The sequence below is a fragment of the Ruegeria sp. genome (assembly GCF_028066395.1).
In the GTDB taxonomy this organism is placed as follows: Bacteria; Pseudomonadota; Alphaproteobacteria; order Rhodobacterales; family Rhodobacteraceae; genus Ruegeria.
Genome location: NZ_JALCBM010000016.1, coordinates 12,433 through 25,842 on the forward strand (window position 1 = coordinate 12,433; position 13,410 = coordinate 25,842).

Consider the following 13,410-nt stretch of genomic DNA (forward strand, 5'->3'; position numbering starts at 1 on the left):
TCGAACCGGTCCAGCGGCTCCCCACCCGAGAGGATCAGGGCCGGGACGCGAAACTGGCCCAGATCCTCAAGGGTTTCCATGGCTTGCTGATGGCTCAGCTCACCCGGGAACGCCACATCCGCCGAGACGGTATAGCAATGGCGGCATTTCAGGTTGCAGCGCCGCGTCAGGTTCCAGATCACCACCGGCTTCACTGGCCCGGGGCGGCGTTTGCGGACTGGGGTCGGGTTAACCAGCTGATGCATGTATTCGGTCAGGCGGAACATATCTCAGCCTTTCGCTTTCAGGCGCAGCCCGGTCTTTTTCAGGATGCGCGTGGAATAGAGGATGTCTCTGGCCCGGCAGGCATCGCCCAGAATGCCGGCGATCTGGGTGCGTTTCGCCTCGACCTCGTCCCGATCCGCGCCATGGACCATGGCAAACAGGTTATAGGGCCAGTCGGGCAGGGCGCGCGGGCGTTCATAGCTATGGGTGACAAAGGGCAAAGCGCCGATCTGTGCGCCCAGTTCGGTGATACGATCATCGATCACATCCCAGACGGTCATTCCGTTCGACGTCATGCCCAGCTTGTAGTGGTTCGGCGCGGCGGCGATGCGGCGGATCACACCGCGCGATTTCAGCTCGGCCAGACGGTACAATAACGCGTCCTGATCCATACCAAGGGTTTCGGCGACCCGAGCATAGGGCGCGGGCACCAGCGGCAGGCCGCCTTGCAGCGCCTCGATGATCTCTCTGTCTTTTGCGTCGATCATGCCGCCACCCGGAAGCCGATGAAAAATTCCTGCAATTTGGGGAAACGGAGAACCTTGATCCCCGTTTCCCGTTCGATCGCATCGGCGGTGGCCTTGATCCCCTCGGGCGTTTCAGTGGCCAGCACGAACCACATGTTCAGCCGGTGCGTGCGTTCATAATTATGGGCGACCTCCGGGTGCGCATTGACTTTGGTCAGGACGGTTTCGAAATCCTCGGGCTGCACAGACATGGCACACAGGCAAAAGGCCCCACCCATGGCGGCGGCGTCGAAGAAAGGGCCAAAACGGGTGATCACGCGGTCATCCTTCATGCGCGACAGGCGGGTCAGAAGATCATGTTCCGACAGGCGCAGTTCTTCGGCCACGGCGGCATAGGGCTGCGCGGTCAAAGGCAGATCGTCCTGCATCCGGTTCAGAATGGCGCGGTCGGTGGCGTCCAATGTCATGCGGCAACCTCCCTGGCGTGGATCAGCGCGCCGGTCTGTTTGAAACAGCGGGTCGAAAACAGCACCTTGTGCTGCGCGCCCGCCAGTTCGGGCAGGGCGCGGGCCCCGTCCAGAACCGCCAGCGCTTCGCTGCGCGAACGGGCGTGGATCATGGAATAGAGGCGATAGGGCCAAAGGTCCTCGACCGGGTTGCGCTCGTAACACAAGGTTACGCCAGGGTGGGCTGCTAGCGCCGGTCCGGCGCGGTTGACCTGTTCGGGGGGCATGTCCCAGACCACCATCGCATTGGCCGACCAGCCCAGCGCCCGGTGGCGCACAATGACCCCGAGGCGCGAGATGATGCCCGCAGCCTGCAGCGCCTCGATCCGCGCCGTCACTTCGTCCGGTGCGCGGTCGAGACCCCGCGCCAGCAGGGTATAGGGATCGGCCACCAGCGGCAGGCCGGAACTGAGCACCTGCAACAGCGCCCGGTCGCCGTCCTGCAGGGCGCTTGGATCGGGCAGGCGTGGTGCGGGGATGTTGTGGCCGCTGCCGGTCATGCGAAAACCCAGATCGACATTGAACGGGCGCAGCAGCCGCAGGTCCAGCACCCGCAACCCGGTGCGGCGGCTGATGCGGGCGAGGGTGGCGTTCACATGTGCGCGGTCGGGACCGGTGGCGACGAACCACAGGTTCCACATATCCTCGCGCTGGTAATTATGGTTCACGCCGGGTTCGGCATCGATCAGGGCGGCAACTTCTTCCAGACGCTCCTCGGGCGCGGCAACCGCCGCCAGCGTGCTGGCCGAGACCGCCCCCGGCGCAATCGTGGCCCCCACCCGGGTGATCCGCCCGGTTGCCCGCATGCGGGTCAGCCGATCAAGCACCTCGGCCTCGTCCAGACCCAGTGCGCGGGCCAGCACCTGAAAGGGCCGTTCGGTGATGGGAAAGTCGCGCTGAAATTCGTCCAGCAGGCGGCGGTCGATTGGGTCGGTGACATGTTGCATGGCTTACAACCCCGTTTTGTGCGCACGAGCGGTGAAGAAGATGCCCGAGGGGCTTTCGGCCTCGATCTCGCGCAGCTTTTCGAAGGTCTGCGTGTCGTAAACCATGACCTTGCCCGCGTCGCGGACGCTGATCCAGACCTCGTGCCCGCGCGGGGTAAACTCCATATGCAGCACCGCCGGGCCGGGTTTGAATTCGTGGATGATGTCCTTGGTCACTGAATCGATCACCTGAATCGTGTCGTTCAGCGGATGGGCGAAATTCACCCAGACCTGTCGCCCGTCTGGCCGCGCCATGGCAAAGACCGGCTGACCGTGGGTCTTGGTGCGCCCCGTTTCGGTCAGGGTGTCCGCGTCGATCCACAGCACCTCGTGATGACCGACGGCGGGCAGGACAAACTCGCGCCCTGTCAGCGCCCAACCTTCCAGATGGGGCATCTTGTAGACCGGCATTTCCTCTTGCCCGCGCCCATAGTCTGGGAGCACCCGGATCGGTTCCGGAGTGTCAGACCACAGGTCCAGCGCGGTCAACCCGTCCTCGCCAAACAGGCCGGTGATATAGGTGCGGCCATTGGCGGTGATCAGCGCGTCATAGGGGTTTTTGCCCATGTCGGGGATCTTGGTGATCTCGGGCGCATCCGCTGCGAAATCGGCGATCCAGGTCTCGCCCGTGTCCCACATGGTAAAGACGAACCGCCGCCCCGGCGCGTCGACAAGGCCAATGGTCTTGCTGCCGGTAGGGATGTCGGCGACCATCTCAAACGTGTCGGCATCAAACACCCGCACGCCGCCCGGTTCATAGTTCGAAACGGCGACCAGTTTCCCGTCATCCGAGATTGCGCCGCCAATGGCATTCCCGGCCTGCACGACACGGTTCGCGATGGTCCGCGTGACGATATCGACCTTTGTCAGTCCGCCGTCGCGGCCAAAGACATAGGCAAAGCGTTCATCGGGCGAATAGACCAGCGAGGCGTGGGACAGATCGCCCAAGCCCTCGATCCGCGCCAGCGCGGCCCGTTCGGACTGGTCGACCAGAAGGACCGAGCCGGTGGCCCGTTCAATCACCAGCCCCAGGTCTCCGGTCGCTGTGGGTTCGGCCTGCGCGGTGGTCATCAGCAGGGTGGCGGCAAGGGTGAGGGCAAGATGCTTCATGGGGCCTCCGGTTCCAGCAGGTAACGGGCGATCCATTCAGCCTCTTCCACGCTGATCAGGGGTCGCCACGGGGGCATGGCTGTGTCGGGGATGCCGTCGAGGATGACGCTGGTCAGAACCTCGGCCTCGTAGTGCTCCAACGTCTCGGACCGCAGATCGGGGCCGAGGCCGCCTTTGAGCGACAGACCGTGGCACGAGCCGCAATCCTGATGGACAAGGCGTTTCAGCGCGTTTGTGTCGAGCGTGTCGGCGGCGAAGGCGGTGGTGGTCACAAGTGCGGCCGTCAACAGGACAGCGCGGGCTGTCCAGCCGGATGGCCGGGCGGCAACGCCGGTCCGCGCGCCGGGGAGTGCTTCCCGGCCACCCAGGGTCGGGCGCGGCCCTGATTTCCTGCATCCAAGCTTAGCCATGTGCCTGCCCCAACAGCTCGGCGACGGGCCGTTCCGCATAGAGCGTGACGACCTTGCCAATGATGAACAGCGTCGGGGCCTCCAGCCCGGCCTCGCGCACATCCGCCGCCAGACGATCCAGCCGGGACACCATGCGGCGTTCCTCTTGCGTGGTGGCTTTGCCGACCGCCAGAACCGGGGTGGCGCCGGGCAGGTTTTCGGTCATCAGACCCATGGCGATCTGGCCGATATTGGCCACGCCCATATAAACCACCAGCGTCGAATCCGGGTCGGCCAGACGCTTCCAATCCAGATCCAGCACCTTGTCGGCCTGCCGGTGCCCGGTGACATACTGGACCGAGGTCGCCAGCCCGCGATGGGTCAGCGGCACGCCGGTTGAACTGGACGCGCCTTGGGCCGCGGTGATGCCCGGCGCGTATTCAACCTCGATCCCATGGGACATCAGAAAGGCGGCCTCTTCCGAGCCGCGGCCAAAGATCATCGGATCGCCGCCCTTCAGGCGCGCGACGATGTGCCCGGCGCGGGCCTCCTCCAGCAGAATCTCGTTGATGCGGTCCTGCGGCACGGTATGGCATTTCGGGGCCTTGCCGACCGGGATCAACCGCGCGCCGCCGGCGTGCAGGGCAAGTATCTCATCCGAGACCAGACGGTCATAGACCACCACATCGGCCTCTTGCAGCTTGCGCAGCGCCCGCAGGGTCATCAGTTCAGGATCACCCGGTCCGGCGCCGATCAGAAAAACCTTACCGCTCATGTGCAATCTCGCTTGATCTGAATGTCTTCGGAACCCGGAGATCCTGCGCGATCAGAGGACGTTGCTGGGTAAACCGGGCGTGTCATGGGCCAAGGGTGCCGTATTCCCGGCGCGGCTTCCTTGACTAAAGTTAAGGAGCCCGGGATTTGCGCCCGCGCCCCTTGATCCTGCCTGTATCTGCTGCCTCGGCTCAGGGTTCGACGGTGATCATCCCGATCATGTCCTGCGTTTCCCAATGGGGGCCGCACAGATAGTCCTGCGGGCCGGGGGTGAGGAAGGTCAGATCAACCGTTTCCTCGGGGAACAGCCGGTCGCTTTCCGGTGCGCTGCCATCTTTCAGCAGAACCGAATGGCTGGTGCGTTTGTCCACATTGACCCAACGCACCGTGGTGCCCGCCTTGACCGTCAGTTGGGCAGGGCAAAACCTGTATTTATACATCAGCACCACCTCGGCATCTTCGACCGTGGTCGAGGGCTGACCGAACAGTTCGACATAGCGCTCTTCGGCCTCGGCGCAGATGTCCGCGGCCTCATCCGCCCAGGCGGGTGCGGCCAGGATCAGCAATGCGGGAAGAAGGCGGTGGGGTTTCATGGTCCATGTCTCCTGTCCGAAAAGGGCAGGGGCCGGATTGCCCGGCCCCCATCCGTTAGTGTTTCACCACGTTGATATTGGCCGCATCGTCATCCAGCGCGAGGCTGGTGTTCAGCGTCACATGGTGGAACCGCGCGGCGGCGTAATCGTCATGAATGGCAAAGCCGACCGTGTAGGTCTTGCCAGCCTCCAGCGGTATGTCACCGGGCGCGCCCGAGTTCAGCGGACGGGTGAAGACCACGGTCCAGACCCCACCCGAGAGGGTGGCCGAGGCGGCGATTTCACCCTCGTTGACCACGCGCTGTTCCAGCAGATAGCCGTTGGTGGCGCTGCCATCGGCATAGACGCGCATCAGGTCCAGATAGGTGCCGTCGGCCAGATACTGCTGGATCTGCTCTTCGGCTTCCAGCTTGTCCCAGCCCCCCAGCGCCTTGCCGCGACGGCCTTTGACCTCGACCTCGGTGCGGCTTTCGCTGATGTATTTGGTCACCGTGTCCTGCGCGGTCATGCGGCTGGTGAAATCGCCATTGGCGGCAATCGCATCGCCTTCGGGCGCGAAGGGCATATAGGTGTTGTCGGCGTGGCACGAGGCCCAGCAGCCCACCTGTTCACCCAGCTCGATCCCGGTGCCGGTGATCATCATGGCAACCTTGATCTGGTTGTCCGGGTCCATCTTGCCGCCATCGACAAAAGGCGCAGGGTTGTGGCCCGCATCCGGCCATTGCATGCGGATATACAGGTTCTCATCATCATGGGCCGCCTGCACGGTCGCGTCGATGACGCCGCGCTTGCCGGGGATCGGGGTCGGTTCCAATTCACCGCCTGCCACGATCTTGTTGCCGATCGCATCCAGTTCCTTGGCGTGACAGGTCGAGCACTGATCGCCGCCCTTGGTCAGCGGACGGGCGCCGCCGTGGAATTTGCCGTTCTGCACCCATTCAAACGAAGCCTGACCGGGATAGAACAGTTTCAGATCGGCGCTGGCAACGGCGGTCCAGTCGATAGTGCCACCGACATCGCTGCCGCCACCTCCTGCCGCAGGGGCTTCGCCTGCGGCTTTGGCGCGTTCCTCGGCCACCGCCGCATCAACGGCGGCTGCGATCTGCGCCTGCACGGCCTCTTGCTGGGCGGCGCGGGCGGCTTTTTCAGCCTCGGCCTCGGCGGCCTCTTTGGCTTCGATCCGCTTTAGGCTGGCCAGATATTCCGCCGGGATCGGACGGATGAAGGCGGGGTTTGGCGCTTCCAGCTCTTCCAGATATTCCTCGGTCGCGCGGTCGCGGATGTTCGAATGCGCGATCCCCTTGTGACAGTCGATACAGGTCTGACCGATCTCCATCGCGTTCAGGTGCTGCTGACGGGCGCGGGGTTTCTGGAACTCGGGCATCATCGATTCGAAATCGTGGCAATTCCGGCATTCGACCGAGTCGGTGGCCTTCATCCGCTCCCACTCGTTCATCGCCAGATGGATGCGCTTGGCTTCGAATTTCTCGGGCGTGTTGATGCTGCCGACGATCTTGCCATACAGTTCCCTGGACGCCTTGATCTTGCGGATCATCTTGTGGGTCCAGTCCTTGGGCACGTGGCAGTCGGAACACACGGCGCCCACGCCGGAGCGGTTCACGTCATGGATCGTGCCCTTGTATTCCTCATAGACGAAATCGCGCATCTCGTGGCACGAGACGCAGAATTCCTTGGTGTTGGTTGCTTCCATGACGGTGTTGAAACCGCCCCAGAAAACGATACCGGCGGTAAAGGCCGCGGCGACCCCGGCCACGGGCATTCCCCACAGGAAATACCGGCGCCAGATCGGTTTTTTCTTATCCGGTTCGGACTGGGTCATATCCAGGCTCCGTTTGGCTGTCTTGTCTGGCCCTGGGTGTCAGGCCGGTGGAAATGGCTGGTCGGGTCCGGCGGCAAGGGGCCGCGGATCACAAGGAAAGGGCGGGCGAGGGGCCCGCCCTTTCGGTCATTGGCAGCGAACCCGTCAGGTGACGTGGTTCGAGCGGTTGTAGACGTTGAACTTGCCGGTTGGCGCATAGAGCCCGTCGATGCGGCCGATCTCTTCCAGCGTTTTGGCGTCGAAGATCACGATCTGGCCGTTCGGCTCTTTCGAATCCGACAGGTTCCATTTGGAAACCCAGACCTCGGTGCCGTCAGCGTTGAACTCGAAGTGGACGGCAGCGCTGCCTTCGTCTTCGGTGATCTGGATGGTTTTCACGATCTCGCCGGTCTCTTTCGAGATGACCTGAACGGACTGCTGCACTTCCGGTTCGGGGTGCTTGGTCTGGTCAGCCCAGATGTAGTCCGAGTTTGGGTGGGTGCGGACAAACAGGCCGGGGCCGTCGGTTTCCACCTCATAGCAGACCTTCCAGGCATCATCCGGACGGTTCTCGGGGTCATTGCCCCAGACCGTGACGGTGCCGACGCCAAGGTGGGTCGTGCCAGCGACCGGACCGCAATTCGGATCGACCCAGTTGGCGCCCGGGCCGGGGTGTGGCAGGGCGGCTGTGTCGATCATCGCTTCCAGCTTGTGGGTTTCGGTATCGACGACCACCATCTTGTTCGACGCGTTTGCGGCGATCTGGAAGTACCGGCCTGTCGGGTCGAAGAACCCGTCATGCAGGAACTTGGCGCTGTCGATCTTGTCGATCCGCAGATTGTCCAGATCGGTATAATCGACCTGCCACAACTGCCCCAGTTCCTTCACGGCAACGATCCAGGTGGGTTCGTTCGGGGTGGTGTAGATCGCGGCCACGCGGGCCTCTTCCACATAATCCCCGTCGACGTTCACGCCGCGCGTCGAAACCACCTTGACCGGTTCCATCGTCTGCGCGTCAACGATTGCGAAATGCGGTGGCCAATAGCCCCCGCCGATGACGTATTTACCATCACCAGAGACCGCAACGTCGCGCGCGTCATAGGCAATCTTGACCTCGGACACCAACATCTTGTCGGGGGTCTGCCACAGGTCGATCTTGGTCATCTTGCCGTCGCGGCCCATAGTGTACCAGAAACGGCCGGGCTGTTCGGGTTCCTCCAGAGCATGGTGTTCCGACGCCTTGAGAACGTGCACCGCATAGCCGGTGGGGATGTGGGTCAGCACCTCTTTGGTGTCGCCGTCGATCACCGCCACCTTGCCCACGTCACGTTCGATGACGACAAAGAAGTTTTCCCAGTTGCGGCCATGCAGCGGCTCGGTCGGGTAATCGGCTTCTTCGACATAGACCTTGCGGGTGGCCTTCATCTGTTCCAGCGACATTTCAGGCGGCTTGGGGGCGTCCATCATGATGTAGGTCGCCATGTCCTTGATTTCCTGCTCGGTCATGATGTCCGAGAAGTTGTTCATGCCGCCCTCGGTGCCCCAGGCAATGATCTTTTCCAGACGATCCTGCCCAAGTTGCAGCGTGCCGCCTTCGGTCACGGTGCCGTCGGCTGCGGTTTTCTTCCAGTGCGGTTCAAGGTTCTTACCAGTCGCCCCTTTGCGCAAAACGCCGTGACAGCCGGCGCATTGTTCAAAGTAAAGCTGTTTGGAGGCCTCGAACGCCTCGTCGCTCAGGGTTGGCTCTTGGGCAAGGGCTGGGGCGGCGACGCTGCCCAGCAACATTGCCAGACCGACCCCAAAGGCGCGGCCGGTTCTCGTGTAGCTGTGTGCAAGTGACATGATCACTCTCCGATTGCTGGTGAGGCAAGTCCAAGGATGAGACATCGTGCCGGGTTGCTCCTTGACCAAAGTCAACGGGGGGCCTGCAAAATGGGGGGCAGGGGGCGGTTTCGGGGGGAAAGCAGGTGCGGAAAAACCTGTGTTTCGGGGTCATATTTTCCGGTCGTCTTGATATTTGTTAAGGGCGGCGGCGCGCGGCGCGGCTACATCTTGGGTCAACAAATTCGCGACCAAGGAGAGCAGGCATGTCGGCAATGATCACGCGCGTCATGGGCGAAGGGTTCCGGGTGTTTTTCCTGTCGGCGGGCCTTTACGGCCTGTTTGCGGGCGGCGCCTGGGGGGTGTGGCTGCTGACCCAGACCGGGGCGGTGCCTCATGCCGCGCCAAGCTATGCCATGACGCCACCCATGTGGCATGCGCATGAGATGATCTTTGGCTATGCCACCGCCGCATTGGGCGGATTTTTCCTGACTGCGGTTCCGAACTGGACCGGTGCTGCCGAGGCGCGGGCGCGCTTTATTGCCCTGACCGCGTTCTTGTGGCTGGCGGGGCGGCTGGCGATGTGGTTTTCCGGCGCGATCCCGGCGGGGCTGGTGGCGGCCTTTGATCTGGCCTTTGTTCCGATACTGGCGGCCAAGATCGCAACACAGCTGATCCGCCGCCCCAAGCCGCAGAACATGATCTTTCTGCTGCTGCTCAGCTATATCTGGATCGCCAATCTAATGACGCATCTGCAATGGATGGGCGTGACAGTGAACACGCTGGACACCGGCCTGCGTGCCGGGCTGCTGTCGCTGTGCTGCATGATCGCCATCCTTGGCGGGCGTATCACCCCGGCCTTTACCCGCAACGCGATGAAGCGGGCCGGGGCGCCCGAGGGGACATGGCCGGTGTCGATCGCGGCACTGGACAAGGCGGGCATGGTGACGGCGCTGCTGGTGCCGCTGGTCATGCTGGCTCTGGGGGCGGGGCCTGTGGTGGCGGTGCTGGCATTGGTTCTGGGCGGGTTGCAGATTTTGCGCATGGCCCGTTGGCGGGCGTGCTGGGCACTGCGGCAACCGATCCTGATCGCGCTGCATCTGGGCCTTGGCATGCTGGCGCTGGGTCTGATCCTGTGGGGTCTTGCGGTGCTGGGCAATGGCAATGAGATCGCCGCCCTGCATGTTCTGGGCATCGGCTGCGTCGGGGGCATGACCCTGGCGGTGATGAGCCGCGCCGCACTGGGTCATTCGGGCCGCGATCTGGTGGCCCCGCCCGCGATGGCGCTGGCCTATGGGCTGATGGCGGTTGCAGCGATCCTGCGGTGGCTGGGCACGGGGCTGGATACGGGCTATCTGACCGCGATGCTGGTGGCTGACGGGCTGTGGATCGGTGCCATCGCGCTTTATCTGATTGCCATGTGGCCCGCCCTGACCGGGCCGCGTCTTCGCACCGCCTAGATATGCTCGATCAAAGAGCGGCTGTTCTTGATGTGACGCTGGATCATGCTGCGCACCTGATGGCCCTTGACCGGAATGGGTCGTGCCGAGGCCGGGACATGTCCGGGCGTTGCCAGAGACGGAAACATCTCGAATATCTCGGCCCGCGCTGCCGGGCTGATGCCTTTCAGCGCCTCGGGTCCGGTAAACAGGCTTTCCGAGGGCGCCTGTTCGGCAAAGATGATCTCATGCTGGTCGAACAGCATGTGGTAATAGGTGACCTGATCGCAGCTGTCATCGACCGAGACACCGGGCACGCCCACCAGTTTATGCGCGGGCACCAGAACCTCTTTGGTGTCGAACATGCGGATCGCAATGGCCGAGCGGACCAGCATCCGGTGCTGCGGCGACACGCGCAGATCGCGCCGGGGCAGGCCGCAGCCCAGGGCCCCGGCCTTGATCAGGATCGGACGCAGCCGGGTTTTGGCGGCCAGTTCCGCGCGGCCCAGCTGTCTGCAGCCGATCCAGCGAATGCGCTGGGGGCCATTGTCCAGCGTAAGGACCTCATCCCCGGCCGACAACATCTCAATCGCCTTGTCGCCCGATGGGGTTTGAACCATGGTGCCCTGCGCGAAACAGGGTACGTCCACGATGGTGGTGGGATCAGCAGTATCCGGCGCGTTTGTCGGCGTGACGTTCGAGGCCTGAAACGTATAGGTCGTACCCGGCACCAGAGGCTCTGACGTGACATAGCCGACAAGGGTGCCGTCCACCTCGACCCGGAAGACATCGATGGTGCCGCCGCTGGGGTTGGTCAGCGAATAGGATTCCTCAAGATAAATATTGCCGCTGGCAAATGTGGTCGTGCCGTCAAGATCGGTCACGACACCGGTCTGCGTCAGGTCATCGCCGGTTTCGTTGTTGAACCGGTCGCCGTTGAAAACGGTTCCGGTGTCGGGTAGTCCCGCCCCGCCGTCAAGGATCAGCCCGCCGGCATCATCAGTGACATCGAAAATGCGCCGATCCGTATTGGGATCAAAGTTCGCATCCAGCGTGATGAAATCCGGGCCGAAATTGAAATCGACCGTGATGACGCCAGGGGCGTAGCCGATAAAGGAATAATTCGCCATCTTAACCTACCACTCGTTCTGGTGTGCGCTGCGCGGTGCCTTGAGCGTTCAAGTAAACATTTGCGGGTTACTATTCCGCTTATCAAGGCCGTATAACGGCATTTTTGGGGGTTTGTGGTTAAATCACCGGCATATTTTCCGGTAACAGGTGTCACCCTCCCGCATCGCGACCCCCTCCTAAAAGCTTACTTCACAAAGTCTTGACTTTGGTTAAGGCGCACCTAAGCGCCCGCCGCCATTCTTGCCCCACTAGCAAAGCGGCGCAAAGGAGAGCGCAATGCGCGAAGTCATGACCAAGAGCATGGCCCGCAACATATTCTATGGCGGTTCCCTGTTCTTTATCCTCATCTTCCTGGCCCTGTCGGCCCATTCCCACCTGTATATCGTGAACTCCGAAAACTCGGCGAAACTGGATGACAGCGTGGTGCGGGGCAAGCATGTCTGGGAAAAACATGCCTGCATCAACTGTCATTCGATCCTTGGGGAAGGGGCCTACTTCGCCCCCGAAGTCGGCAACGTGATGACCCGCTGGGACGTTCTGGACGACCCGGATTCGGCCTTTGAGGCCCTCAAGGGCTGGATGGAGGCGCAGCCCACCGGCATTCCCGGTCGTCGGCAGATGCCCAATTTCAACCTCAGCGACGAAGAGATCCGCGACCTGACCAACTTTCTGATCTGGACGGACAATATCGACGCGCAGGGCTGGCCGCCCAACGACGCGGGCTGAGAAAGGGAACGGAGCAATGAAATACGAATCCCAAAAAATCGCCTACGCCTACTTTGCAGTAGCCATGGGCCTGTTCGCGATCCAGGTGCTGGGCGGTCTGCTGGCAGGCTGGATCTATGTATCCCCCAACTTTGTCAGCGAGCTTTTGCCGTTCAACATCGTGCGGATGCTGCACACCAACGCGCTGATTGTCTGGCTGATCCTGGGCTTCTTTGGTGCCGCCTATTTCCTGATCCCGGAAGAGGCCGAGCGTGAAATCCATTCACCCAAGCTGGCCTATCTGCAACTGCTGATCCTTGTGGTCGGCACGTTGGGTGTGGTGCTGACCTATGTCTTCAACCTGTTCGAAGGCAACTGGCTGCTGGGCAAAGAAGGGCGCGAGTTCCTTGAGCAGCCCAAATGGGTCAAGGCGGGTATCGTCGTGGCCGCGCTGATCTTCCTTTACAACGTGTCGATGACCGTTCTGAAGGGCAAGAAGACCGCCATTACCAACATCCTTCTGTTGGGCCTGTGGGGTCTGGCGCTGCTGTTCCTGTTTGCCTTCTACAACCCGGGCAACCTCTCCTTGGACAAGCAATACTGGTGGTATGTGGTCCACCTGTGGGTCGAAGGCGTGTGGGAGCTGATCATGGCCTCGATCCTGGCCTACCTGATGCTGAAGCTGACCGGTGTTGACCGTGAGGTGGTCGAGAAGTGGCTTTATGTCATCGTTGCTGCCGCGCTGTTCTCGGGTATCCTCGGCACCGGCCACCATTATTACTGGATCGGGACACCGGGGTATTGGCAGTGGATCGGGTCGATCTTTTCCAGCCTCGAAGTCATTCCGTTCTTCGCGATGATGGCCTTTGCCTTCGTCATGGTCTGGAAAGGCCGCCGGGACCACCCCAACAAGGCCGCGCTGCTGTGGTCGCTGGGCTGTGCCACGCTTGCCTTCTTCGGGGCCGGGGTCTGGGGCTTCCTGCACACGCTGCACGGGGTGAACTTCTATACCCACGGCACGCAGATCACCGCAGCGCACGGCCACCTGGCCTTCTACGGTGCCTATGTCTGCCTCAACCTGGCGATCTTCACCTATGCGATGCCGATCCTGAAAAACCGCGATCCGTATAATCAGGTGCTGAACATGGGCAGTTTCTGGCTTATGAGCAGTGGCATGGTCTTCATGACCTTCGTGCTGACCTTCGCCGGAACCGTGCAGACACACATGCAGCGGGTGGTCGGAGACTATTTCATGGACGTACAGGATCAGGTCGCGATCTTCTACTGGATGCGCTTTGGCTCTGGTCTGGTCGTGGTCATCGGTGCGCTGCTGTTCATCTACGCGATCTGGGTCCCCCGGAAAGAGATCATCGAACCCGGTGCAGCTGAAACCCCTGCGGAGTGAT

The 13,410-nt window shown here is 62.1% G+C and carries 14 protein-coding genes; 3 read left to right on the forward strand and 11 right to left on the reverse strand.

Going from position 1 to position 13,410, the window contains the following annotated elements; genetic code table 11:
- From MPJ51_RS07305 to MPJ51_RS07350, 10 genes are all read right to left on the reverse strand, one after another.
- Positions 1-266: radical SAM protein (locus MPJ51_RS07305; protein WP_298383942.1), on the reverse strand; the 266-nt coding region annotated here is incomplete at its 3' end.
- Positions 267-269: 3 nt separating this feature from the next.
- Positions 270-752, reverse strand: a complete 483-nt coding sequence (locus tag MPJ51_RS07310) for an AsnC family transcriptional regulator (RefSeq protein ID WP_298383945.1) — start codon at positions 750-752, stop codon at positions 270-272.
- Positions 749-1,198, reverse strand: coding sequence for an AsnC family transcriptional regulator (locus MPJ51_RS07315; protein WP_298383948.1), 450 nt, complete (start codon positions 1,196-1,198; stop codon positions 749-751). The genes MPJ51_RS07310 and MPJ51_RS07315 overlap by 4 nt, the downstream gene beginning before the upstream one ends.
- The gene (locus MPJ51_RS07320) at positions 1,195-2,184 is read right to left on the reverse strand and encodes an AsnC family transcriptional regulator (RefSeq protein WP_298383951.1); all 990 of its coding nucleotides are present in this window, start codon (positions 2,182-2,184) and stop codon (positions 1,195-1,197) included. Before MPJ51_RS07320 ends, MPJ51_RS07315 begins: the two co-directional genes overlap by 4 nt.
- Before the next feature lie 3 nt (positions 2,185-2,187).
- Positions 2,188-3,333: a cytochrome D1 domain-containing protein gene (locus tag MPJ51_RS07325; RefSeq protein WP_298383954.1), complete on the reverse strand. Its 1,146-nt coding sequence runs from the start codon at positions 3,331-3,333 to the stop codon at positions 2,188-2,190.
- Complete coding sequence (locus MPJ51_RS07330; RefSeq protein ID WP_337959809.1) at positions 3,330-3,743, reverse strand: cytochrome c; 414 nt, start codon at positions 3,741-3,743, stop codon at positions 3,330-3,332. Before MPJ51_RS07330 ends, MPJ51_RS07325 begins: the two co-directional genes overlap by 4 nt.
- Positions 3,736-4,497: a uroporphyrinogen-III C-methyltransferase gene (cobA, locus tag MPJ51_RS07335; RefSeq protein ID WP_298383957.1), complete on the reverse strand. Its 762-nt coding sequence runs from the start codon at positions 4,495-4,497 to the stop codon at positions 3,736-3,738. The genes MPJ51_RS07330 and cobA overlap by 8 nt, the downstream gene beginning before the upstream one ends.
- 190 nt (positions 4,498-4,687) lie before the next feature.
- Entirely contained in the window at positions 4,688-5,089 is a 402-nt protein-coding gene (locus tag MPJ51_RS07340; protein WP_298383959.1) for a plastocyanin/azurin family copper-binding protein, read from the reverse strand.
- A gap of 55 nt (positions 5,090-5,144) precedes the next feature.
- Complete coding sequence (locus MPJ51_RS07345; protein ID WP_298383962.1) at positions 5,145-6,929, reverse strand: NapC/NirT family cytochrome c; 1,785 nt, start codon at positions 6,927-6,929, stop codon at positions 5,145-5,147.
- Between the two features lie 144 nt (positions 6,930-7,073).
- A complete protein-coding gene (locus MPJ51_RS07350) occupies positions 7,074-8,750 on the reverse strand; it encodes a cytochrome D1 domain-containing protein (protein ID WP_298383965.1) in 1,677 nt (558 codons plus the stop codon).
- A 245-nt stretch (positions 8,751-8,995) separates the two neighbouring features.
- Here MPJ51_RS07350 and MPJ51_RS07355 point away from each other — a divergent pair, with 245 nt between their 5' ends.
- Positions 8,996-10,189, forward strand: a complete 1,194-nt coding sequence (locus MPJ51_RS07355) for an NnrS family protein (RefSeq protein WP_298383967.1) — start codon at positions 8,996-8,998, stop codon at positions 10,187-10,189.
- Here the strand turns inward: MPJ51_RS07355 and MPJ51_RS07360 are convergent.
- Positions 10,186-11,298 carry a Hint domain-containing protein gene (locus MPJ51_RS07360; protein WP_298383970.1) on the reverse strand — a complete coding sequence of 371 codons (1,113 nt, stop codon included), beginning with the start codon at positions 11,296-11,298 and terminating at the stop codon, positions 10,186-10,188. The two genes, MPJ51_RS07355 and MPJ51_RS07360, sit on opposite strands and share 4 nt — an antisense overlap.
- 277 nt (positions 11,299-11,575) lie before the next feature.
- On the opposite strand from MPJ51_RS07360, the gene MPJ51_RS07365 reads away from it, so the two are divergent.
- Positions 11,576-12,025 carry a cytochrome c gene (locus MPJ51_RS07365; protein ID WP_298383974.1) on the forward strand — a complete coding sequence of 150 codons (450 nt, stop codon included), beginning with the start codon at positions 11,576-11,578 and terminating at the stop codon, positions 12,023-12,025.
- Positions 12,026-12,041: 16 nt separating this feature from the next.
- Positions 12,042-13,409 carry a cbb3-type cytochrome c oxidase subunit I gene (locus tag MPJ51_RS07370; RefSeq protein ID WP_298383979.1) on the forward strand — a complete coding sequence of 456 codons (1,368 nt, stop codon included), beginning with the start codon at positions 12,042-12,044 and terminating at the stop codon, positions 13,407-13,409.
- Position 13,410 lies beyond the last annotated feature (1 nt).

What these genes read in the sequence shown, in the direction of transcription:
- MPJ51_RS07310 (WP_298383945.1), bottom strand. Translation starts at nt 752, where the DNA reads ATGATCGACGCAAAAGACAGAGAGATCATCGAGGCGCTGCAAGGCGGC.
- MPJ51_RS07315 (WP_298383948.1), bottom strand. Translation starts at nt 1,198, where the DNA reads ATGACATTGGACGCCACCGACCGCGCCATTCTGAACCGGATGCAGGAC.
- MPJ51_RS07320 (WP_298383951.1), bottom strand. Translation starts at nt 2,184, where the DNA reads ATGCAACATGTCACCGACCCAATCGACCGCCGCCTGCTGGACGAATTT.
- MPJ51_RS07325 (WP_298383954.1), bottom strand. Translation starts at nt 3,333, where the DNA reads ATGAAGCATCTTGCCCTCACCCTTGCCGCCACCCTGCTGATGACCACC.
- MPJ51_RS07330 (WP_337959809.1), bottom strand. Translation starts at nt 3,743, where the DNA reads ATGGCTAAGCTTGGATGCAGGAAATCAGGGCCGCGCCCGACCCTGGGT.
- cobA (WP_298383957.1), bottom strand. Translation starts at nt 4,497, where the DNA reads ATGAGCGGTAAGGTTTTTCTGATCGGCGCCGGACCGGGTGATCCTGAA.
- MPJ51_RS07340 (WP_298383959.1), bottom strand. Translation starts at nt 5,089, where the DNA reads ATGAAACCCCACCGCCTTCTTCCCGCATTGCTGATCCTGGCCGCACCC.
- MPJ51_RS07345 (WP_298383962.1), bottom strand. Translation starts at nt 6,929, where the DNA reads ATGACCCAGTCCGAACCGGATAAGAAAAAACCGATCTGGCGCCGGTAT.
- MPJ51_RS07350 (WP_298383965.1), bottom strand. Translation starts at nt 8,750, where the DNA reads ATGTCACTTGCACACAGCTACACGAGAACCGGCCGCGCCTTTGGGGTC.
- MPJ51_RS07355 (WP_298383967.1), top strand. Translation starts at nt 8,996, where the DNA reads ATGTCGGCAATGATCACGCGCGTCATGGGCGAAGGGTTCCGGGTGTTT.
- MPJ51_RS07360 (WP_298383970.1), bottom strand. Translation starts at nt 11,298, where the DNA reads ATGGCGAATTATTCCTTTATCGGCTACGCCCCTGGCGTCATCACGGTC.
- MPJ51_RS07365 (WP_298383974.1), top strand. Translation starts at nt 11,576, where the DNA reads ATGCGCGAAGTCATGACCAAGAGCATGGCCCGCAACATATTCTATGGC.
- MPJ51_RS07370 (WP_298383979.1), top strand. Translation starts at nt 12,042, where the DNA reads ATGAAATACGAATCCCAAAAAATCGCCTACGCCTACTTTGCAGTAGCC.